At 75.0% G+C, this 20,717-nt stretch carries 21 protein-coding genes, 1 tRNA gene and 1 pseudogene; 18 read left to right on the top strand and 5 right to left on the bottom strand.

What is annotated here, in order from left to right; all coding sequences use genetic code 11:
* Positions 1 to 197 precede the first annotated feature (197 nt).
* A complete protein-coding gene (gene topA / locus ACI79C_RS14955; RefSeq protein WP_456946448.1) occupies positions 198 to 3,083 on the top strand; it encodes a type I DNA topoisomerase in 2,886 nt (961 codons plus the stop codon).
* Positions 3,084 to 3,088: 5 nt separating this feature from the next.
* Complete coding sequence (locus ACI79C_RS14950; RefSeq protein ID WP_456946447.1) at positions 3,089 to 3,853, top strand: class I SAM-dependent methyltransferase; 765 nt, start codon at positions 3,089 to 3,091, stop codon at positions 3,851 to 3,853.
* On the opposite strand, the gene ACI79C_RS14945 is transcribed toward ACI79C_RS14950, so the two are convergent.
* Together ACI79C_RS14945 and ACI79C_RS14940 are read right to left on the bottom strand one after the other, a co-directional pair.
* Positions 3,840 to 4,181, bottom strand: a complete 342-nt coding sequence (locus ACI79C_RS14945) for a winged helix-turn-helix domain-containing protein (protein WP_456946446.1) — start codon at positions 4,179 to 4,181, stop codon at positions 3,840 to 3,842. The two genes, ACI79C_RS14950 and ACI79C_RS14945, sit on opposite strands and share 14 nt — an antisense overlap.
* Positions 4,178 to 4,606 (bottom strand): hypothetical protein, encoded by a 429-nt coding sequence (locus ACI79C_RS14940; protein ID WP_456946445.1) that lies wholly within the window; start codon positions 4,604 to 4,606, stop codon positions 4,178 to 4,180. The genes ACI79C_RS14945 and ACI79C_RS14940 overlap by 4 nt, the downstream gene beginning before the upstream one ends.
* Positions 4,607 to 4,849: 243 nt before the next feature.
* Between ACI79C_RS14940 and ACI79C_RS14935 the strand changes: the two genes are divergently transcribed.
* Positions 4,850 to 5,611, top strand: a complete 762-nt coding sequence (locus ACI79C_RS14935; protein ID WP_456946444.1) for a hypothetical protein — start codon at positions 4,850 to 4,852, stop codon at positions 5,609 to 5,611.
* Here ACI79C_RS14935 and ACI79C_RS14930 read toward each other — a convergent pair.
* Complete coding sequence (locus ACI79C_RS14930; RefSeq protein ID WP_456946443.1) at positions 5,600 to 6,400, bottom strand: trans-aconitate 2-methyltransferase; 801 nt, start codon at positions 6,398 to 6,400, stop codon at positions 5,600 to 5,602. The genes ACI79C_RS14935 and ACI79C_RS14930 overlap by 12 nt on opposite strands.
* Before the next feature lie 116 nt (positions 6,401 to 6,516).
* Here ACI79C_RS14930 and tmk point away from each other — a divergent pair, with 116 nt between their 5' ends.
* From tmk to ACI79C_RS14905, 5 genes are all read left to right on the top strand, one after another.
* Positions 6,517 to 7,272 carry a dTMP kinase gene (tmk, locus tag ACI79C_RS14925; protein WP_456946442.1) on the top strand — a complete coding sequence of 252 codons (756 nt, stop codon included), beginning with the start codon at positions 6,517 to 6,519 and terminating at the stop codon, positions 7,270 to 7,272.
* Positions 7,269 to 8,426, top strand: a complete 1,158-nt coding sequence (locus ACI79C_RS14920; RefSeq protein WP_456946441.1) for a DNA polymerase III subunit delta' — start codon at positions 7,269 to 7,271, stop codon at positions 8,424 to 8,426. The genes tmk and ACI79C_RS14920 overlap by 4 nt, the downstream gene beginning before the upstream one ends.
* Before the next feature lie 168 nt (positions 8,427 to 8,594).
* A tRNA-Thr gene (locus ACI79C_RS14915) sits at positions 8,595 to 8,667 on the top strand.
* 322 nt (positions 8,668 to 8,989) lie between these two features.
* Positions 8,990 to 9,529 carry a hypothetical protein gene (locus tag ACI79C_RS14910; protein WP_456946440.1) on the top strand — a complete coding sequence of 180 codons (540 nt, stop codon included), beginning with the start codon at positions 8,990 to 8,992 and terminating at the stop codon, positions 9,527 to 9,529.
* Positions 9,530 to 9,758: 229 nt separating this feature from the next.
* Positions 9,759 to 10,505: an SAM-dependent methyltransferase gene (locus tag ACI79C_RS14905; protein WP_456946439.1), complete on the top strand. Its 747-nt coding sequence runs from the start codon at positions 9,759 to 9,761 to the stop codon at positions 10,503 to 10,505.
* 93 nt (positions 10,506 to 10,598) lie between these two features.
* Here ACI79C_RS14905 and ACI79C_RS14900 read toward each other — a convergent pair whose 3' ends face one another.
* Positions 10,599 to 11,093, bottom strand: coding sequence for an inorganic diphosphatase (locus ACI79C_RS14900; protein ID WP_456946438.1), 495 nt, complete (start codon positions 11,091 to 11,093; stop codon positions 10,599 to 10,601).
* Between the two features lie 55 nt (positions 11,094 to 11,148).
* Here ACI79C_RS14900 and dacB point away from each other — a divergent pair, with 55 nt between their 5' ends.
* The 10 genes from dacB (at position 11,149) to ACI79C_RS14850 (ending at position 20,595) form a co-directional block, all read left to right on the top strand.
* On the top strand, positions 11,149 to 12,579 hold the full coding sequence (gene dacB / locus ACI79C_RS14895; protein ID WP_456946437.1) for a D-alanyl-D-alanine carboxypeptidase/D-alanyl-D-alanine endopeptidase: 1,431 nt from the start codon (positions 11,149 to 11,151) through the stop codon (positions 12,577 to 12,579).
* Positions 12,580 to 12,616: 37 nt separating this feature from the next.
* Positions 12,617 to 13,699: a zinc-dependent metalloprotease gene (locus ACI79C_RS14890; RefSeq protein WP_456946436.1), complete on the top strand. Its 1,083-nt coding sequence runs from the start codon at positions 12,617 to 12,619 to the stop codon at positions 13,697 to 13,699.
* An 11-nt stretch (positions 13,700 to 13,710) separates the two neighbouring features.
* Entirely contained in the window at positions 13,711 to 14,748 is a 1,038-nt protein-coding gene (gene tilS, locus ACI79C_RS14885; protein ID WP_456946435.1) for a tRNA lysidine(34) synthetase TilS, read from the top strand.
* Positions 14,745 to 15,329, top strand: coding sequence for a hypoxanthine phosphoribosyltransferase (gene hpt / locus ACI79C_RS14880; protein ID WP_456946434.1), 585 nt, complete (start codon positions 14,745 to 14,747; stop codon positions 15,327 to 15,329). Before tilS ends, hpt begins: the two co-directional genes overlap by 4 nt.
* A gap of 236 nt (positions 15,330 to 15,565) precedes the next feature.
* Complete coding sequence (gene ftsH / locus ACI79C_RS14875) at positions 15,566 to 17,557, top strand: ATP-dependent zinc metalloprotease FtsH (protein ID WP_456946433.1); 1,992 nt, start codon at positions 15,566 to 15,568, stop codon at positions 17,555 to 17,557.
* A 31-nt stretch (positions 17,558 to 17,588) separates the two neighbouring features.
* On the top strand, positions 17,589 to 18,212 hold the full coding sequence (gene folE / locus ACI79C_RS14870; RefSeq protein ID WP_456946432.1) for a GTP cyclohydrolase I FolE: 624 nt from the start codon (positions 17,589 to 17,591) through the stop codon (positions 18,210 to 18,212).
* A gap of 78 nt (positions 18,213 to 18,290) precedes the next feature.
* Entirely contained in the window at positions 18,291 to 19,151 is an 861-nt protein-coding gene (folP, locus tag ACI79C_RS14865; protein WP_456946431.1) for a dihydropteroate synthase, read from the top strand.
* A complete protein-coding gene (gene folB / locus ACI79C_RS14860) occupies positions 19,144 to 19,566 on the top strand; it encodes a dihydroneopterin aldolase (RefSeq protein ID WP_456946430.1) in 423 nt (140 codons plus the stop codon). Before folP ends, folB begins: the two co-directional genes overlap by 8 nt.
* Before the next feature lie 16 nt (positions 19,567 to 19,582).
* Complete coding sequence (folK, locus tag ACI79C_RS14855) at positions 19,583 to 20,089, top strand: 2-amino-4-hydroxy-6-hydroxymethyldihydropteridine diphosphokinase (protein WP_456946429.1); 507 nt, start codon at positions 19,583 to 19,585, stop codon at positions 20,087 to 20,089.
* A gap of 5 nt (positions 20,090 to 20,094) precedes the next feature.
* Positions 20,095 to 20,595, top strand: a complete 501-nt coding sequence (locus ACI79C_RS14850; RefSeq protein WP_456946428.1) for a DUF3180 domain-containing protein — start codon at positions 20,095 to 20,097, stop codon at positions 20,593 to 20,595.
* A gap of 21 nt (positions 20,596 to 20,616) precedes the next feature.
* On the opposite strand, the pseudogene ACI79C_RS14845 reads toward ACI79C_RS14850, so the two are convergent.
* Positions 20,617 to 20,717 (bottom strand): annotated as a pseudogene (locus tag ACI79C_RS14845) (IS982 family transposase); the annotation flags it as partial.

Genomic DNA, 20,717 nt, shown 5'->3' with positions numbered 1-20,717 from the left:
CGCCCTGGTCCGCGGCGGGAACACGGGGCCGTCCCCGGCCATTGGAGCGGGTGACGGCACGCCCACGGTGGCTCGCCCGGCGGCTCTGCGTCGGGGTCGTGGCCTACCGTGGCGTCGCCGAGGGTGTACGCCCAGCAACCGCGTCGCCCGGCGCCGAACCGCCGGCGCCTGCACCCAGCAGCACCGACAGGAGCACCGTGGCCCCCACGAAGACCGCGAACAACGGCACCCAGACCGCCGGCCGGACGGCCGCGGGCACGAGCACCCCTGCCCGTCGCCGGACCGCCGCCGCCGGTGGAGGACGGCCGCTGGTCATCGTGGAGTCCCCGACCAAGGCCGGGAAGATCGCCGGCTACCTCGGCAACGGCTACGTCGTCGAGGCCAGCGTCGGGCACATCCGGGACCTCCCGCGCAACGCCGCTGACGTGCCCGCCGAGCACAAGGGGGCCTCCTGGGCACGGCTGGGCGTGGACGTCGACAACGCCTTCGAGCCGCTCTACGTCGTCAGCCCCGACCGCAAGCAGCAGGTCAGCCGGCTCAAGCAGCTGGTGAAGGACGCCAGCGAGGTCTACCTCGCGACCGATGAGGACCGCGAGGGCGAGGCCATCGCGTGGCACCTGGTCGACACCCTCAAGCCGCGCGTGCCCGTGCGCCGGATGGTCTTCCACGAGATCACCCCCGAGGCGATCGCCCGGGCGGTGGCCAACCCCCGCGAGCTCGACACCGCGCTGGTCGACGCCCAGGAGACCCGCCGGATCCTCGACCGCCTCTACGGCTACGAGGTCAGCCCGGTGCTGTGGAAGAAGGTGCTGCCCAAGCTCTCGGCCGGCCGCGTCCAGTCGGTGGCCACGCGCATCGTCGTCGAGCGCGAGCGCGAGCGGATGGCCTTCCACGCCGCCGACTACTGGTCGCTGGAAGGCACCTTCGCCGTCCCGGACCGCCGGACCGGTGCCGACGAGGGGGAGCCGACCACCCTGCGCGCCCGGCTGGTCAGCGTCGACGACAGCCGCGTCGCGACCGGCCGCGACTTCGACCCCGCGACCGGGCGGGTCACCGGCGACGTCGTGCACCTCGACGAGGCCGGTGCCCGCGGGCTGGCCGCCCGGCTCGAGGGCCGGCAGGTCACCGTCAGCCGGGTCGACGAGAAGCCCTACCGGCGGCGTCCGTACGCGCCCTTCACCACCTCGACCCTGCAGATGGAGGCCGGCCGCAAGCTGGGCTGGTCCTCGGCGCAGGTCATGCGCGTGGCCCAGCGGCTGTACGAGAACGGCCACATCACCTACATGCGGACCGACTCGACCAACCTCTCCAACGAGGCGATCAACGCCGCCCGCACCCAGGCGCGCCAGCTCTACGGCGATGCCTTCGTCCCCGCCGAGCCGCGCCGGTACGCGAAGAAGGCCAAGGGCGCCCAGGAGGCGCACGAGGCGATCCGACCCGCCGGCGACAGCTTCCGCACCCCCGGCCAGCTCGCCGGGCAGCTCGCCCGCGACGAGTTCCGGCTCTACGAGCTGATCTGGCAGCGCACCGTCGCCTCGCAGATGGCCGACGCCGTCGGTCAGACCGTCAGCATCCGGCTGGCCGGGCGCAGCAGCACCGACGAGGCGGTCGAGTTCACCGCCAGCGGCCGCACCATCACCTTCCCCGGGTTCCTGAGGGCCTACGTGGAGTCCCGCGACGAGGGCGCCACGGGCGACGACGAGCACGGCAGCGACGACGCCGAGCGGCGGCTGCCCCGCGTGGAGCGCGGCCAGCTGCTCGACACCCGGGAGCTGGAGGCCAAGGGGCACACCACCACCCCGCCGTCCCGCTACACCGAGCCGAGCCTGGTCGCCCGGCTCGAGGAGCTCGGCATCGGCCGGCCCTCGACCTACGCGTCGATCATGCAGACGATCCAGGACCGCGGGTACGTCTGGAAGAAGGGCGCCGCGCTGGTCCCCTCCTTCGTGGCGTTCGCGGTGGTGAACCTGCTGGAGCAGCACTTCGCCCAGCTGGTCGACTACGACTTCACCGCCAGCCTGGAGGAGGAGCTCGACGAGATCGCGGCCGGCGACCTGCGCCGCGTCGACTGGCTCACCGAGTTCTACTTCGGCGGCGAGGGCCGGCACGCCGGGGCGATCGCCAAGTCCGGGGGGCTCAAGCAGGTGATCGGCCAGCGGCTGGAGGAGATCGACGCCCGCGGCGTCAACTCCATCCCGCTGCGCGCGACCGGCCCCGATGGCGAGCCGGTCGTGGTCCGCGTCGGCCGCTACGGCCCCTACCTGCAGGTCGGCGGCGAGGAGGGCCCGCGGGTCAGCCTGCCCGATGACCTCCCGCCCGACGAGCTGACCCAGGACAGGGTCGAGGAGCTGCTCGCCGCCCCCTCAAGCGACCGGACGCTCGGGACCGACCCGGAGTCCGGCCTGCCCGTCGTGGTGAAGGCCGGCCGGTACGGGCCCTACGTCACGACGGTCGTCCCGGAGGGCAGCAAGGAGGCCCCGCGGACGGCGAGCCTGTTCTCCTCGATGTCGCCGGAGACGGTCACCCTCGACGACGCCCTCAAGCTGCTGACCCTCCCGCGCACGGTCGGGGCGGCGCCGGACGGCGAGGAGATCCAGGCGCTCAACGGCCGCTACGGGCCCTACCTGAAGAAGGGCACCGACTCCCGGTCGCTGGACGGCGAGGACAGGCTGTTCACCGTCACCCTCGACGAGGCACTGGCGATCTTCGCCCAGCCCAAGCAGCGGGGACGGCGGGCCGCCGCAGCGCCGCTGAAGGAGCTGGGGCCCGACCCGGTGAGCCAGGGGCCGATCACCGTCCGCGAGGGCCGGTTCGGGCCCTACGTGACCGACGGCGAGACCAACGCCAGCCTGCGCAAGGGTGACGAGGTCGAGAGCATCACCCTCGAGCGCGCCGCCGAGCTGCTCGCCGATCGCCGGGCCCGGCCGACCACGAAGAAGGCCACGAAGAAGAAGGCGGCGGCGAAGAAGACGACGGCCACCAAGGCCACCGCGGCCAGGAAGGCGACGGCGACGAAGGCGGCGGCGAAGAAGGGCACCACGAAGAAGGCGGCGGCGGGCAACGACGCCGTCCCGGCCGGCTGAGGCCCGTGCCGACGGGCGACCTCGACCCCTCGACCTGGCAGGCCCGGCGGAGCTCCTTCGGCTCCGTCGCGGCCGGCTACGCGGCGCTGCGCCCGACCTATCCGGCCGACGCGGTCGCCTTCCTCCTCGGCGAGCGGCCGCGCCGCGTGGTGGACCTGGGCGCGGGCACCGGTCTGCTCACCGGCGTGCTGCTCGCCGCCGGGCACGAGGTGGTCGCCGTCGACCCGGCCGAGGGGATGCTCGCCGAGCTGCGCGCCCGCCACCCGGAGGTCGAGGCGGTCGTCGGCGGTGCGGAGGCCGTGCCGCTGCCGGACGCGGCCGCCGACGCCGTCGTCGCCGGTCAGGCCGCGCACTGGTTCCAGCCCGCGCCGGCGGCCGCGCAGATGCGGCGGGTGCTGCGCCCCGGCGGCGTCGTGGGTCTGGTCTGGAACACCCGGGACGAGGAGGTCTCGTGGGTGGGCGCGCTCGGGCGGGTGCTGGCCGCGGAGTCCCGCGACCACGAGGCCGACCAGCGGGTCGTCGAGGAGTTCGCCCGCGAGCTCGACGCCCGCGTGGAGCACCGCCGCTCCGGCATCGTCCAGCGGATCACGCCGCAGCAGGTGGTGGACGGGATCGCCACCCGCAGCTACGTCGCGACGATGGACGACGACCGGCGCGCCGGGTTCCTGGCGGAGGTCCGCGCGGTGCTCGACACCCACCGCGACACCCGCGGACGCGACCTGGTCGAGCTGCCCTACCGCACCGACGCCTACCGCCTCACTCCCGGCTGAGCGGGGGGAGCGCGCCGTCGGCGATCGCCCGCAGCGCGGCCACGTGCGCGCCGAAGGCCTCCCGGCCGCGCCGGCTCAGGCGCAGCCAGGTCCGGGGGCGCTTGCCGACGTACCCCTTGCGCACCTCGACGTAGCCGGCCTTCTCCAGCGCGCTCACCGTCTTCGACAGCAGTGAGTCGCTCACCTGGACGCCGTCCCGGACGAAGCCGAACTCCGCCTCCTCGGCCGAGGCGAGCGTCGCCATCACCGAGAAGCGCACCGGGGCGTGGATGACCTCGTCCAGCCCGTGTCGCGGGTGCTCCTCACCGGGGGCGCCCGGCGCGGTCACCGCGGCAGCTCGCGCCAGGCGCCGACCAGGCAGGGGGCCGCGACGAGGACCGCCAGCGGCGCCCAGAACGCCCAGCCGCGGTCGGCTCCCGGTGTCAGGCCCACGGCGAGCCCGACGGCCAGCACCGCCGCCCAGGCCCCCATCGCCAGGCCGAAGCGGCGCGAGAAGCCGTGCCGGGTGGCCTGCAGCCCGACGAGGAGCGCCAGGGCCGCGCCCAGGACCGCCGGCGCGAAGACCAGGGCGGTGGCGAGCACCGCGCGGTCGCCGTCGGCCACCGCCTGGGCCAGGAAGAACCCGGCGCTGGCGCAGCCGAGCGTGGTGAGGAACCCCGACGGGGCGGGGCTGGCCGCCCGCGCCACGCGGGCGTCGGCGGCCCCGGCCTCGGCGAGGAAGGCGGCGGCGGACTGGGGCGTGGGGACGGACATCGGCTTCCCTCTCGGCCGGACGGCTGGACGACGACCGTGGCAAGTACTTTCCCGCGCGTCAAGTACTTGTCGCCGCGAGGGTCACCCGCCGGGGTCGAGCGGACGGCCTGGGGTCGGGCGACCACGGCCGGTCACGAACGCGCCAGTTCCGGATCCGCGCTGACCGCCGAGCCCCGTCGGGGAGCTTGCGGCCGCCCGGGCGCGTGCCCCTAGCCTGCGCTCGACGCCGAGGGAGGGGTCGACATGCCGACTCGCGCAGGCCACGTGCTGACCGCACTCGTGACCGCCGTCCTGGCCGGGGTGGCCACCCCGGCCGCTGCCGACACCGCCGAGTCGACAGCGCCCGTGGGCGCCGACGCCCGGGCCGTGACCGTCCCGGGGATCGGCCCGGCCGAGGACTTCGACGCGGACTACGAGCAGGCGCTGAGCACCGTGGACGGCTACTGGGAGAGCCACTGGGACGAGTTCTTCCCCGGCGCCTACACCGCCCCGTCGCTGGTCCAGGGCTCCCGTGCGCCAGGCCTCTACGACGACCCCGTCGACGAGGTGTACTGCGGCGAGGTCCGGCTGTCGGGCGAGAACGCCTGGTACTGCGGGGCCGGGGACTTCCTCGCCTTCGAGATCGACCTGATGATGCGCTCACAGGACCTCGGCGACGCCTTCGTCTACCTGGTCGTGGCCCACGAGTGGGCGCACGCGGTCACCACCCGCATCGACCCGGCGCTGGTGTCGGAGGCCTACGAGCTGCAGGCCGACTGCCTGGCCGGGGCGACGCTGCAGGGCGCCGCCGACGACGGCACCCTGGCCCTGGAGGACGGGGACACCCAGGAGTTCGTCGACTCCCTCGCCGCGGTCGCCAGCGACGTCCCGTGGGGGACGGTCTACGTCGACGACAGTGGCCAGGAGCAGACCGAGGTCCACGGCAGCGCCCAGGAGCGCACCGACGCCTTCCAGCGCGGGGTCTCCCACGGGGTGCGGGGCTGCCTGGCCAACTCAGTGGGCTGACGCCGGCGCCCGGCCGATCGCGAACACCCGCCGGAACGGCAGCACGGTCGTCCCGTCGGCCCGGACCGGATAGGCCTCCCGCAGTGCGGCCGCGTACTCGGCGGTCAGTTCGGCGGCGTCGTCCTCCTCGAGCAGGGCGAGCACCGGCCGGAGCACCGTGCTCCGCACCCAGTGCAGCACCGGGTCCTCGCCGGTGAGCACGTGCAGGTAGGTCGTCTCCCAGGCCTCGGCGTCCAGCCCGGCACCGGCCAGGACGTCGAGGTAGCCGACGGGGTCGAGGACGGCGTCCTCGGACGGCGCCGCACCGGCGAGCAGGCCCGCCCAGCGCGTCGACCGGCACAGCCCGGCCAGCAGGGCGTGCGTCGGTGCCCGCCAGTTGCCGGGCACCTGCAGGGCGAGCCAGCCCCCGGGTGCCAGGTGCCCGGCCCACCGGCGCAGCAGCTCCTCGTGACCGGGCACCCAGTGCAGGACCGCGTTGGTCACCAGGACGTCGACCGGTTCCCCAGGTGCCCAGTCCCGCACGTCGCCGAGCGCGAACTCCACTCGGCCGGGCACCTCGTGCGCCGCGGCCACGGCGAGCATCTCCGGCGAGGAGTCCACGCCGGTGACCCGTGCGCGGGGCCAGCGCTGCGCGAGTGAGGCGGTGAGCGCGCCCTCCCCGCAGCCGAGGTCGACGACCACACGGGGGTCCGCGGCGCCGACGCGGGCCAGCAGGTCGGCGAACGGCCGGGCGCGCTCGCCGGAGAAGCGGAGGTAGCCCGCCGGGTCCCAGGCGCCGGTGCTCGTCACGGACCCCGACCCTAGGGCTCCGACGCGGGGCCCGGACACGCCCGGGACCGTCGTCCCGCCCCGGTACCGTGGCGGCCGCACCCCTCCCTCCCGCACGACTGGAGCCCGCGATCCCCGTGTCCGACGACGGTCCGCCCGCCCTGCCCGTCGCGGCCGACGGCGCGTCGGCGCCGGGCCTGTTCCTCGCCTTCGAGGGCGGCGAGGGCGCGGGGAAGTCCACCCAGGTGCGGCTGCTGTGCCAGTGGCTCACCGCGCAGGGGCGCACCGCGCGGGCGACCCTCGAGCCGGGCGGGACGCCGGCCGGTGCGGCCATCCGCGCCATCGTGCTCGACCGCGCCCACGCCGGGCTGGCGCCGCGTGCGGAGGCGCTGCTCTACGCCGCCGACCGGGCCCAGCACGCGTCCGCCGTCCTGCGGCCGGCGCTGGCCGCGGGGGAGGTCGTGGTCACCGACCGCTACATCGACAGCTCGCTGGCCTACCAGGGCGCCGGGCGGACCATCCCGATCGACGACGTCCGCGCGCTCTCCCGGTGGGCGACCGAGGGTCTGCGCCCCGACCTGACCGTCCTGCTGGACCTCCCGCCGGAGGTCGGGCTGGCGCGGGCCCGTGGCCGGGCGGTCGCCGACCGGCTGGAGTCCGAGTCGCTGGACTTCCACCAGCGGGTGCGGACGACGTTCCGCGCGCTGGCCGACGCCGACCCCGGCCGCTACCTCGTGCTGGACGCCACCGGGACGGTCGACGACCTCGCCGCCGCCATCCGGTCGCGGGTCGCGGCGCTGCTGGGGGTGCGGGTGAGCCAGCCGGCGAGCTCACCCGTCAGCACGGCAGCGGCGCGAACGGAGCCGACGAGCGCCGGCGAGGAGGCGAGGTGAGCGTCTGGGACCAGGTGATCGGCCAGCCCGCGGCCGTCGCCGAGCTGCGCGCCGCGGTCGCCGACCCCGCCGCGATGACCCACGCGTGGCTGTTCACCGGGCCACCCGGCTCCGGCCGCTCGGTCGCCGCCCGCGCCTTCGCCGCCGCACTGCAGTGCCCGGACGGCGGCGACGGCACCTGCCACGACTGCCGCACCGCGCTCTCCGGCACGCACGCCGACGTGAACGTGATCGTCCCGGACGGGCTGTCGATCGGCGTCGCGGAGGCCCGCGAGCTGGTGCGGGTGGCCGGCCGGGCGCCCTCGCAGGGCCGGTGGCAGATGATCATCGTCGAGGACGCCGACCGGATGAGCGAGGCGGCGGCCAACGCGGTGCTCAAGATGATCGAGGAGCCACCCCCGCGGACCGTGGTCATGCTGTGCGCGCCGAGCCTGCACCCCGACGACGTGCCGGTGACCATCCGGTCGCGGTGCCGCGTCGTCAGCCTGCGCACGCCGTCGGTCGACGCGATCGCTGACGTGCTGGTCCGCCGGGACGGGGTGGACCCCGCGCTGGCGGCCTGGTCCGCCGGCGCCGCGGGAGGCCACGTCGGCCGCGCCCGGCGGCTGGCCCGGGACGAGGACGCGCGCCTGGCCCGCAAGGCCGTGCTCGACATCCCGCTGTCCCTGGTCTCCCTCGCGGCCTGCCTCAACGCCGCCGACGACCTCGTCGGCGCCGCCCAGGAGGAGACCGACGCGGCGACCGAGGCGCTCAACGGCGCGGAGACCGAGGCGCTCAAGGCCAGCCTGGGCGTCGGGGCGCGCGGGCCCGGCGTCGCCGCCGCCAGCAAGGGCGCCGGCCAGATCAAGGAGCTGGAGCGCCGGCAGAAGTCGCGGGCCACGCGCATCGGCCGGGACTCCCTGGACCGCGCGCTGGTCGACCTCGCCGGGCTCTACCGGGACGCCCTGGTCCTGGACTCCGCGGGGTCCGAGTCGCTGCCGCTGAACCACCCGGACCGCCGCGCGGACGCCGAGGAGCTGGCGCGCCGCATCGGCGCCGAGGGGGCGCTGCGCCGCATCGACGCCGTCCTGGCCTGCCGGGTCGCGCTGGAGCAGAACGTGAAGCCGCAGATCGCCGTGGAGGCGCTCACCGTGGCGCTGCGGCTGCCGGCGTGAAGGACCCCGAGAAGGACCCCGAGAAGGACCCCGTCCTCCCCACCCTTCGCGAGCTCAGGGTGGGACCGGGACGGGGCCGCCAGACCCCTCGCAGGCTCGGGGCGGTGCCCTGGACGGGGCCCACGCCGGGACCGCCGAGCCGTCACGTAAGCTGTTCGCCGCACGCCCGCCGCCTTAGCTCAGTCGGTAGAGCATCTCACTCGTAATGAGAAGGTCGTCGGTTCGATTCCGACAGGCGGCTCTCCTGTGACCAGCGGCTTCGCCTCTCCGGGCGGGGCCGTTGCGTCCCTCCGGACCCATGCGGGCGGAGGTGACCGGTGGGGCCGTGAGCGCCCCCGTCGGGGACCAGGGCGCGGCCTGCGTCGGCCGCCCTGACGCCCGACTCCTCGGAGCGGGTGGCGTCGATGTCTCCTGCGCTCGTCCTTCCGGCCCCTCCCGGCCGGGCCGGACCGGCGACCCGTTCGAGGGATGTCTGCTTCGGGCGCTACACCGCCGCGTTCCGGTCGCCGATGTCGTCACCCGAGGCGCGGGCCGGCCGCCCCGTGGACGGACCGAGGGACGTGATGGGTGAGACACAGCGGTGGCCGGCGATCCGGATGCGGCTCACTGCGAGCGCCGCAGTGGGCGCGGCCCTCGTGCTGGCGACCCCCGGCACGGCGAACGCGACGGACCCGTCCGTGGTCGCCCTCGTCTCCTGCGTGATGCCGGTGCAGGACGGTCAGTGGACCGCCGTCTTCGGTTACGACAACACGACGTCGGTCACCCGACGAGCGCAGGTGGGCACCAGCGACAACCGCTTCGATCCCGATCGCTTCGACGGGTCGCAGGTCGACACGTTCTCGCCGGGCACCCACCAGGGTGCCTTCTCGGTGCGAGTGCCATCGTCCTACGCCAGCATCGAGTGGAGGCTCTTCGAGTCACGGGTCATCGCGCGCAGGGACGGCAGCAATGCGTGTCCACGGACCACGGAGATGCCGGCCGACGGCAACGGCACGGGTACGGCGGTGGCATTCGGCGCGGCAGGCGTGGCGGCCGCGCTGTACCGCTTCCGCCGCCGGTCGGCGCGCCTGGCGGAGGTCTCGGCGTCGGCCGAGGCGGTCTGACCGCGACGCGCGGCGTCCCGGCCGTCAGCACCCACCCGGGGTGGTGGTGCGCAGCCCCTGCCCGCAGCGCCGGCCGCCGAGCAGTCTGTCGCGAGGGCCGCGGCACCGCGCGTCGGTCCTGCGAGGTCCCGTCCGGGGAGCGAATCCCACCGGCCGGGTCCGGGCGGCGCGCGGAGGACCCGAGACGGCTGCGCGTGACCGCGGGCCGTCCGGCCAGCACGATGCCCGGGTGGACAGAGCCCTGGCCAGCGCGGTCGCGCACCGCTGGCACCCGATCGCCGCTCCGCTGTCCGACGAGAGCGTCCGCCTGCTGCTGGGCCGGCTCGAGCCGCCCGACGGCGCCCGCGTGCTCGACCTCGGCTGTGGCTCGGGCGCCTGGCTGCTGCCGCTGCTGGCGGCCCGGCCCGGGCTCACCGGGGTCGGGGTGGACCTGTCCGCGCCCGCGCTCACCGAGGCCCGGCGGCAGGCGCAGCAGCGGGCCCTGACCGACCGGGTGGAGTTCGTCGAGGGCGACGCGGCGGCCTACGACGGCGACCGGTTCGACGTCGTCCTGTGCGTCGGGGCCAGCCACGTCTTCGGCGGGCCGGCCGGCACGCTGAGCGCGGTGCGGGACCACCTGCGGCCCGGCGGGCGGGTGCTCTTCGGGGACGGCTTCTGGGAGCGCGGGCCGAGTCCGCAGGCCCTGGCCGGTCTGGGCGCCGAGCCGGGGGAGCTGCCCGACCTGGCCGGGCTGACGGCCGAGGTCGCCGGCCAGGGCTACGAGCTCGGCTACGGCCACCTCAGCACCGCGGCGGAGTGGGACGAGTACGAGTGGTGCTGGACCGGTGCGCTGACCGGCTGGGCGCTGGGCGAGGCGCCCGACGGCGACCGCGACGCGGCCCTGGAGATGGCCCGCACGCACCGCCGGCAGTGGCTGCACGGCTACCGCGGCGAGCTCGGCTTCCTCACCGTCGTCCTGCACGACCTGCGGCGCTGAGGACGCCGACGGCGGTGCACCCCGGGGGAGGGGCGCACCGCCGTCGGCGTCCGTCGTGCGCTCGGCGGCCGCTCGGTGAGGGGCCAGCGGCCTTCAGTGGTGGGGAGCCGCGTCCTGGGCACGCTCCAGGGAGGCGTTGATCTCCGCCTCCGCCTCGGTCCGGCCGACCCACTCGGCGCCCTCGACCGACTTGCCCGGCTCGAGGTCCTTGTAGGTCTCGAAGAAGTGCTGGATCTCCAGGCGGTCGAACTCCGACACGTCCCCGATGTCGGTCAGGTGCGCCATCCGCGGGTCGGTCGCCGGCACGCAGAGGACCTTGTCGTCGCCGCCCTTCTCGTCGGTCATCCGGAACATGCCGATGGCCCGGCAGGTGATGAGGCAGCCGGGGAAGGTCGGCTCCTCGAGGAGGACCAGGGCGTCGAGCGGGTCGTCGTCCTGGCCGAGGGTGTTCTCGATGTACCCGTAGTCGGCCGGGTACCGGGTGGAGGTGAAGAGCATCCGGTCCAAGCGGATGCGTCCGGTGGCGTGGTCCAGCTCGTACTTGTTCCGCTGGCCCTTCGGGATCTCGATCGTCACGTCGAACTGCACGGGTCGTAGTGTGGCTGATCGGACCCCGGGCGACCGCCGGAGGTCGTTCCGGGGGGTGGGCACCATCGCGTCGAGCGGGTCGGCGACCGTCACGCCGAAGTACTCGCGGTTCCGCCGCCGACTCGTCCTGGGCACCCTCGCGCTGCTGCTCGTGATGGCCGCCGTCGTGTGGTTCGTCGTCGCCCCCGGCAGCGGGGACGACGCCGCGCCGGCCGACGCGGGGGTCGCCGAGGCCCGCCTCCCCGACGTCGAGGCCGCCGCCCCGGTGCTGGCCGCACTGGGGTCCGAGGCCCCCGTCCCGGACAGCGACGCGCTGACCGCCGAGCTCGACCCGCTGCTGTCCGCACCGGCGCTGGGCACCGGGGTCGGCGCGGAGGTCGTCGACGTCTCCTCGGGTGAGGTGCTGCTGGACCGGGATGCCGACCAGCCGGCCACCCCCGCCTCCACCGCGAAGTTGCTCACCGCCGTCGCGGCGCTGACGACCCTCGGTCCGGAGGCCACCCTCGAGACCACGGTGGTGGCCGGCACCACCCCAGGTGAGGTCGTGCTGGTCGGGGGCGGCGACCCGACGCTGTCGCGCACCGCGCCGTCCCTGACCTACCCGGGGGCGCCCACCGTCGAGGACCTCGCCGCCCAGGTGCGCGCCGCCCTCCCCCAGGGGACCGAGGTGACGCGCGTGGTGGTCGACAGCTCGCTGTTCGAGGGCCCGCTCACCGCGTCCGGCTGGGGCCCTGACGACGCCCCGTCCAGCTACGCCGCCCCGGTCACCGCGACCGCCGTCGACGGCGCCCGCGTCCGCTCCGGGGAGAACCCGCGCAGCGGCCAGCCGGGCCTCGACGCCGGGGCCGCGCTGGCCGACGCCCTCGGCGTGCCCGGCGCGACGGTGGCGCTGGGCGAGGCCCCCGACGACGCGCAGACGCTGGGCTCGGTGCGGTCGGCGCCGGTCGCCCGGCTGGTCGAGCAGGCCCTGTCCCAGTCGGACAACCTGCTGGCCGAGACCCTGGCCCGGCACGTGGCGATCGCCCGGGACGAGCCGGCCACCTTCGCGGGGTCGGCGCAGGCGGTCACCGACGCGCTGTCCGAGGCGGGCCTCGACGTCACGGGGGTGGAGCTCTCCGACGGCAGCGGCCTCTCGCTGGAGGACCGCGTCCCGGTCTCGCTGCTCGCCGACCTCCTCGCCGGGGCCGCCAACGGTTCCCTGTCCGACGCCTCGGCCGTCGTCTCCGGGCTGGCCGTCGCCGGCTACGACGGCACCCTCGCCGACCGCGACGACGCCGACCCGCAGACCGCGCCGGGCACCGTCCGCGCCAAGACCGGCACGCTGCTCGGCGTCCACGGGCTGGCCGGCACCGTGGTCACCCTCGACGGCCGGCTCCTGGTCTTCGCCGTCGTCGCCGACGGTGCGCCGGCCGACGGGCAGGCCGCGGAGGACGCGCTGGACGACGTCGCGGCGGCGCTGGCCCGCTGCGGCTGCCGCTCGCAGTGAGCGGCGGCGGGGTCCTCCTGCCGCGTACCGTGAGGCGATGAGCAGCGCTTCCTCGATGGTCGACTGGGACCTCGCCGGCCGCACGGCCCGCCGCCTCGTCGGCCCGGGGCCGCAGACCACCCGCGAGGAGGCCGCGGCCGTCGTCTCCGAACTGCACGAGGCGGCCGCCACCGCCGTGGCCCACGTCGAGGGCCTCACCGGGCTCACGCCCGTCCCCGGCGGGCCGGTGCCCCAGGTCGCCGTCGTGGACCGCCCCGGCTGGGTGGACGCCAACACCTCGGGGATGGCCGCGCTGCTCGACCCACTGGTCGACGCGCTGACCGCCAAGCAGGAGACCCGCCCAGGCCCGCTGGCCACCGCCATCGGCTCGCGCGCCACGGGCGTGCAGGCCGGCGGCATCCTCGCCTTCCTGTCCTCCCGGGTGCTCGGCCAGTACGAGGTGTTCGGCACCGGGGGCCGGCTGCTGCTGGTGGCGCCGAACATCGTCGACGCCGAGCGCCGCCTCGGGGTCGACCCCAGCGACTTCCGGCTGTGGGTCTGCCTGCACGAGGTGACCCACCAGCTGCAGTTCACCGCGGTGCCCTGGCTCAAGGACCACCTCGAGGCGCAGATCGCCGAGTTCGTCGAGGCCACCAACCTCGACCCCGACGTGCTGCGGGAGCGCCTCCGCGACCTGCTGCACAGCATCGGTGACGCGGTGCGCGGCGGGGACGGCGACGACAGCGGGCTGATGGCGCTCATCCAGGACCCCGCCCAGCGCGCCGTCCTGGACCGGGTCACCGCGGTGATGAGCCTGGTCGAGGGCCACGCCGAGTACGTGATGGACGGCGTGGGCCCGGACGTCGTCCCGTCGGTGAAGACGCTGCGCAAGCGGTTCGCCCAGCGGCGCAAGGGCCGCGGTCCGCTCGACCGCGTGCTGCGCCGGCTGCTGGGCCTGGAGCAGAAGATGAAGCAGTACGCCGACGGCCGGCACTTCGTCGGTGGCGTGGTCGACCTCGTCGGCATGGAGGGCTTCAACCGCGTGTGGTCGGGGCCGGAAAACCTGCCGCGGATCGAGGAGCTCACCGACCCGGCGCGCTGGGTCGAGCGGGTGCACGGCCGCCCGGCCATCCCGGCCTGAGGACCGGGCCGGTGACCGGCCCTCCCCGCGCGGTCGCGGTGCTCCGGCGCGCGGTCCGGGAGGGGCTGCGCTGCTGCCCGCAGCCGGTCCTGGTGGCGTGCAGCGGGGGAGCGGACTCCGTGGCGCTGGCCGCCGCGCTCGCCTTCGAGTCCCGGTCACCTGCCGTCCGGGTCGGCGGCGTCACCGTCGACCACGGCCTGCAGCCCGGGTCCGCCGCGCGAGCGGACGCCACTGCCGAGCTGCTCCGCGGCCTCGGCCTGGACCCGGTCCTCGTGCTGCGGGTGAGCGTCGGCGGCGAGGGTGGCCCCGAGGGCGCGGCGCGGGCGGCCCGCTACGGCGCGCTGGCCGACGCGGGCGTCCGGCACGGGGCGCGGATCGCCCTCGGGCACACGCTCGACGACCAGGCCGAGACCGTGCTGCTCGGGCTCGGACGCGGGTCGGGCCCGCGGTCGGTGGCGGGCATGGTGGCCGAGCGCTCCGAGGCGGGCGTGACCTGGTGGCGCCCGCTGCTCGGTGTCCGCCGGGCGACGGCCCGGCGGGCCTGCGCCGACCAGGGGCTGGAGGTGTGGGACGACCCCTGGAACACCGACCCCGCCTACACCCGGGCCCGGCTGCGCGGCGAGGTGCTGCCCCTGATGGAGGAGGTCCTGGGCGGGGGCGTCGCGCCGGCGCTCGCGCGGACGGCCGCGCTGCTGCGCGAGGACCTCGACGCCCTCGACGCGCTGGCCGCGGCGGAGCTGGCCCGGCTGGCCGGGGAGGCCGGGGACGGCGGCCTGCCCGCCCGACCCCTGGCGCCGGTCCCGGCGGCGGTGCGCCGGCGGGTGCTGCGCCGCTGGCTCCAGGCGGCCGGGGTGCCCGACCTGCAGGCGGTGCACCTGCGGGCGGTCGAGGCCCTCGTCACCGCCTGGCGGGGGCAGGGCCGGGTGGACCTACCCGGCGGTGCGGGGGTGCTCCGGGCGTCTGGCAGGCTGGTGTTCCTGCCCCCCGGCGACGCGCGGGGCCCCCAGTCCGGGGACGTACCAGACACCCTCGAGGAGCCATCGGCGTGACCCAGGCCGGCAGCGATCCCGAAGAGCTCGGCAACCACCACGGCTACGGCCCCGACATCGACCACGTGCTGCTCAGCGAGAAGCAGATCCAGGCCAAGATCGGTGAGCTGGCGGCGCAGATCGCCGAGGACTACGCCGGCAAGGAGGTCCTGCTGGTCGGCGTCCTCAAGGGCGCGGTGCTGTTCATGAGCGACTTCGCCCGGGCACTGCGGCTGCCCACCCAGATGGAGTTCATGGCCGTCTCCTCCTACGGCTCCTCCACCAGCTCCTCGGGCGTGGTCCGGATCCTCAAGGACCTCGACCGCGACATCAGCGACCTGCACGTGCTGGTGCTCGAGGACATCATCGACTCGGGGCTGACCCTGTCCTGGCTGCTGAAGAACCTGGGCAGCCGCCGTCCGGCCTCCCTCGAGGTCTGCGCGCTGCTGCGCAAGCCCGACGCGGTGAAGGTCGACGTGCCGGTCCGCTACATCGGCTTCGACATCCCCAACGAGTTCGTCGTCGGGTACGGCCTGGACTACGCCGAGCGCTACCGCGACCTGCCCTACATCGCCACCCTCAAGCCCGAGGTCTACGCCTGACGGGGAGTCCCTGACGTCGCCCGCGGGGCGGCACCGCGGCCGTGTGCGACCGGCTCGCCCACAGGGTGCTCCCGGCTCGCGGACGGCTGTCGCACAGGTTCCCCGGTGTACCGTCGATCGCAACGACGCTGCACCGAGCGCCGGGGTGCCCCGCCCAGGTCGCAGGGAGCGTCCCGGCGGACGATCAGGAGGGTGGACGGGTCAGGCCGGAGACCCCGGCCGCCCGGCATCGGTGTATGGAACGCAAGAAGATCTTCCGCTCCGTGTGGTTCTGGGTCGTCCTCGTCGTCCTCCTGGCGTTGGCGTTCTCCTCGCTGTTCCGCGGCAACGGCGGCTACGAGGAGGTCAGCACCCGCACCGCGATCGAGCAGATCACCAGTGGGAACGTCGACCAGGTCACGATCAACGACAAGGAACAGACCCTCGACCTGGACCTGAGGAGCCCGGTCGAGGGCAGTGACAGGGTCACCGCCTCCTACCCGCTGGGTGCCTCCGACGACGTCTTCGACCTGGTCTCGGGTCTGAACGGCAACGGCGACGGCGTCGACTTCAACACCAACGTCACGCAGGACAGCGTGCTGGTCAGCCTGCTGATCAGCTTCCTGCCGTTCGTGATCCTCCTGTTGCTGCTGTTCTGGCTGTTCAACTCCATGCAGGGCGGCGGCCGGGGCGTCATGGCCTTCGGCAAGTCCAAGGCCAAGGTGGTCAGCAAGGACACCCCGAAGACGACGTTCGCCGACGTCGCCGGCGCCGACGAGGCGATCGAGGAGCTGCGCGAGATCAAGGACTTCCTCGCCAACCCGGTCAAGTTCCAGGCCGTCGGCGCGAAGATCCCCAAGGGCGTGCTGCTGTTCGGCCCGCCCGGCACCGGCAAGACGCTGCTCGCCCGCGCGGTCGCCGGCGAGGCCGGCGTCCCCTTCTTCTCCATCTCCGGCTCGGACTTCGTCGAGATGTTCGTCGGCGTCGGGGCCAGCCGCGTCCGCGACCTGTTCGAGCAGGCCAAGCAGAACGCCCCGGCCATCATCTTCGTCGACGAGATCGACGCCGTCGGCCGCCACCGCGGCGCCGGCATGGGCGGCGGTCACGACGAGCGCGAGCAGACCCTCAACCAGATGCTCGTCGAGATGGACGGCTTCGACGTCAAGGGCGGCGTCATCATGATCGCCGCCACCAACCGGCCCGACATCCTCGACCCGGCGCTGCTGCGCCCGGGCCGCTTCGACCGGCAGATCGCCGTCGACCGGCCGGACCTGGAGGGCCGCAAGGCCATCCTCGCCGTCCACGCCAAGGGCAAGCCGCTCGCGCCGGACGTCGACCTCGAGACCGTCGCCCGCCGCACCCCCGGCTTCACCGGCGCGGACCTGGCCAACGTGCTCAACGAGGGCGCGCTGCTGACCGCCCGCAACAACGGCACGGTCATCACCGACCCCGTCCTGGAGGAGGCGATCGACCGCGTCATCGCGGGCCCGGAGCGCAAGACGCGGGCGATGAGCGAGAAGGAGAAGAAGGTCACCGCCTACCACGAGGGCGGACACGCCCTCGTGGCGCACGCGCTCCCCAACCTGGACCCGGTGCACAAGGTGACGATCCTCCCGCGCGGCCGTTCGCTGGGGCACACGCTGGTGCTGCCGACCGAGGACAAGTACACCCAGACCCGGTCGGAGATGATCGACACGCTGGCCTACGCCCTGGGCGGACGGGCGGCGGAGGAGCTGGTCTTCCACGAGCCCACCACGGGTGCCGGCAACGACATCGAGAAGGCCACCTCGCTGGCCCGCGCGATGGTCACCCAGTACGGCATGAGCGCGAAGCTGGGCGCGGTCAAGTACGGCAGCAACGAGTCCGAGCCGTTCCTGGGCCGTGACATGCGCTCGCACCCGGACTACTCCGAGGCCGTCGCCGCCGACATCGACGCCGAGGTCCGCGCGCTGATCGAGGCCGCGCACGACGAGGCCTGGGAGATCCTGGTGGAGTACCGGTCCGTGCTCGACCAGCTCGTCCTCGAGCTGATCGACAAGGAGACCCTGTCCAAGGAGGACATGGCGCGCATCTGCGCCCCGGTCACCAAGCGGCCCTCCCTGGCCCCGTACAACGGATTCGGCAAGCGCACCCCGTCCGACCAGCCGCCGGTGCTCACCCCCGCCGAGCGGGCGGCCCAGAACGGCAACGGCCGGGTCGGGGAGGGCTCCACTGCGGTCGGGGACGTCGGCGCCCCGGTGCAGAGGTGAGCGAGCTGGCGAGCGCCGGCGAGGAGGGTGCGTGAGCGAGGTCCCGGCCGAGCCCGACGACCTGCTGCTGGAGCGGCCGCCGAGCGCCGGGGTGGACCACGAGCGGGCCGCGGCCGCCGTCCGTGAGCTGCTGATCGCGGTGGGGGAGGACCCGGACCGGCCCGGGCTGAGGGACACCCCTGGGCGGGTGGCGCGCGCCTACGCGGAGACCTTCGCCGGGCTGTGGCAGGACCCCTCGGACATCCTCGCCACGACCTTCGACGAGGACCACGACGAGATGGTCCTGGTCAAGGACATCCCGATGTACTCGACCTGTGAGCACCACCTGGTGCCCTTCCACGGGGTCGCGCACATCGGCTACATCCCCGGCGAGGACGGCAGGGTCACCGGCCTGTCCAAGCTCGCCCGGCTGGTCGAGGTCTACGCCCGACGCCCGCAGGTGCAGGAGCGGATGACCAGCCAGATCGCCGACGCGCTGGCCGAGGTCCTCAAGCCGCGCGGCGTCCTGGTGGTCATCGAGGCCGAGCACCTGTGCATGGCCATGCGGGGCATCCGCAAGCCCGGTTCGACCACGGTGACCTCCGCCGTGCGGGGCATCTTCCGGGACAACCCGGCGACGCGCAGCGAGGCGATGAGCCTCGTCATGCGAGGGTGACGGGCGAGTGAGCATCGCAGGGAGCGCCAGCCACCGAGGAGCGGAGCGAGCCCGGGACCGAGCCGTGGACAGGGGCCGGTGACCGCCCTCCCCGTCCCGCGCCCCGGCCACTGCGTGGTCATGGGGGTCCTCAACGTCACGCCCGACTCCTTCTCCGACGGCGGCTGCTTCGCCGACGCCCCGTCGGCGATCGCCCACGGTCTGGCCATGCACGCGGCGGGTGCCGACTACGTCGACGTCGGCGGTGAGTCCACCCGGCCCGGCGCCGACCGGGTCGGCGCCGACGAGGAGTGCCGGCGCGTGCTCCCGGTGGTCCGCGAGCTCACCGGCGCGGGCGTGCGGGTCAGCGTCGACACCACCCGGGCCGAGGTGGCGGAGGCCGCGCTGCACGCCGGGGCGGTGCTGGTGAACGACGTCAGCGGAGGGCTGGCCGACGCCGGCATGGCCCGGCTGGTGGCCGACGCCGGGGTCCCGTGGGTGCTCATGCACTGGCGGGGCCACAGCCGGGAGATGTACGCCGCGGCCCGCTACGGCGACGTCGTCACCGAGGTCTGCGCCGAGCTCACCGCCCGCGTGGAGGACGTCGTGGCCGCGGGGGTGGCGCCCGAGCAGCTGGTGCTCGACCCCGGGCTGGGCTTCGCCAAGCGCGCCGAGCACAACTGGGCGCTGCTCGCCGGCCTCGACCGGCTGATCTCCCTCGGCCTGCCGGTGCTCGTCGGTGCCTCGCGCAAGACGTTCCTCGGCCGGCTGCTGGCCGCCCCCGACGTCACCGTGCGCCCCGCGGAGCAGCGGGACGCCGCCACGCTGGCCACGACCGTGCTCGCCGCCGAGGCCGGCGCCTGGGGCGTCCGGGTGCACGACGCGGGGGCCTCCGCCGACGCCGTCCGCACCGTCGCCGCCGTGCAGGCCGCCCGCCGGGAGAGGAGGACGCATGCCTGACCGCATCGCCGTCCGCGGCCTGACCGCGCACGCCCACCACGGGGTCTACGGCTTCGAGCGCGAGCGGGGGCAGACCTTCCGCGTCGACGCCGTCCTCGAGCTGGACACCGCACCCGCCGCGGCGGGGGACGACCTCGGGAAGACGGTGAACTACGCCGAGCTGGCCCAGGCGCTGCACGCCGTCCTGACCGGGGAGCCGGTCGACCTGCTGGAGACGCTGGCCCAGCGGCTGGCCGACGTCTGCCTGGCCGACCCCCGGGTGGACGCCGTCGAGATCACCGTGCACAAGCCCGAGGCCGACCTCGGCGTGCCGTTCGACGACGTCACCGTGAGCATCCGCAGGCAGAAGGACCCGTCCCTCCCCACGACTCGCGAGCTCGCCGTGGGTCCCGAGGACGGGCCGACGAGCGCATGACGAAGGAGCCCCTCTCGTGAGTCGGGCGGTGCTGTCCCTCGGCGCCAACCTCGGCGACCGGGCCGCCGCGATCCGCGGCGCGATCACCGCGCTCAAGGACGACGGTGTGCTGGTGGCGCGCTCCACGCTCTACGAGACCCCGCCGTGGGGGCCGGTCGATCAGCCGCCGTACCTGAACGCGGTGGTCGTGGTCCGCGGGCCCCGCGACGCGGCCGGGTGGCTGGCGCGCGCCCACGAGCTCGAGCAGGCAGCCGGGCGGACCCGCGAGGTCCGCTGGGGGGCGCGCACCCTCGACGTCGACGTCGTCACGGTGACCGGGGACGACGGGCAGCCGGTGCTCTCCCGGGACCCCGACCTGACCCTGCCGCACCCGCGCGCGCACGAGCGGGCGTTCGTGCTCGTGCCATGGGCCACGCTCGACCCCACGGCGGTGCTGCCCGGCTGCGGGCGGGTGGTCGACCTGGTCGCCGCGCTGCCTCCCGAGGAGGTCGCCGCGGTGGTCCGCTGGGAGCACCTCCATTGAGGCCGGTGTCCCGGCGGGACCTCGCCGTCCTGGCCGTGGGGCTGGCGGTGGCGGTCTGGCTGGTGGTGCGTGCGGTCTACGGCTCCCTCCCGGAGCTGCGCTGGTGGCTGCCGGTGCCGATCGGGGTGCTCGCCGTCGCCGAGCTGCTCGGCGCCCGGACGCTGCGCGCCCGGCTGGCCGCCCAGCGGGACCACCGACCGCCCGCCGAGCGGGGGTACGCGCCGGTGCGGCCGGTGGAGCCCATGCTGGTGGCCCGGCTGGCGGTGCTCGCGCAGGCCAGCGCCTACGTCGGCGCCGTGTTCCTCGGTACCTGGGTCGGGCTGCTGCTCTACGTCGTCCCGGCGCTGTCGCGGCTGCAGGCCGCGGGCGGGGACACCATCACCGGCGTCCTCGGGGTGGCGTGCTCCGCCGCGCTGGTCGGTGCCGCCCTGTGGCTGGAGTCGGTCTGCCGCATCCCGCCCTCGCCTGATGGGGACGAGCGCCCACCCGCCGACCCCGCCACCTAGACGAGTAAGTCCGAAGTCCGGTCAGTGGTCATAGGCGATCAGGGAGCGGGTGACTGGCTGGCCGGTGGCCCGGTTGTGCCAGATGGCGGCGGTGAGCGCGAGTAGCCGCTGAGCGACTCGGG

Source organism: Geodermatophilus sp. SYSU D00697 (genome assembly GCF_054050175.1).
The sequence above is the reverse complement of the archived record's forward strand: the minus strand, read 5'-3'. Positions and strand labels throughout refer to the sequence as shown.

Coding starts and splice junctions, on each gene's coding strand:
- ACI79C_RS14940 (WP_456946445.1), bottom strand. CDS start 4,606: ATGTCCGTCCCCACGCCCCAGTCCGCCGCCGCCTTCCTCGCCGAGGCC.
- ACI79C_RS14935 (WP_456946444.1), top strand. CDS start 4,850: ATGCCGACTCGCGCAGGCCACGTGCTGACCGCACTCGTGACCGCCGTC.
- ACI79C_RS14910 (WP_456946440.1), top strand. CDS start 8,990: ATGGGTGAGACACAGCGGTGGCCGGCGATCCGGATGCGGCTCACTGCG.
- ACI79C_RS14890 (WP_456946436.1), top strand. CDS start 12,617: ATGAGCAGCGCTTCCTCGATGGTCGACTGGGACCTCGCCGGCCGCACG.
- ftsH (WP_456946433.1), top strand. CDS start 15,566: ATGGAACGCAAGAAGATCTTCCGCTCCGTGTGGTTCTGGGTCGTCCTC.
- folB (WP_456946430.1), top strand. CDS start 19,144: ATGCCTGACCGCATCGCCGTCCGCGGCCTGACCGCGCACGCCCACCAC.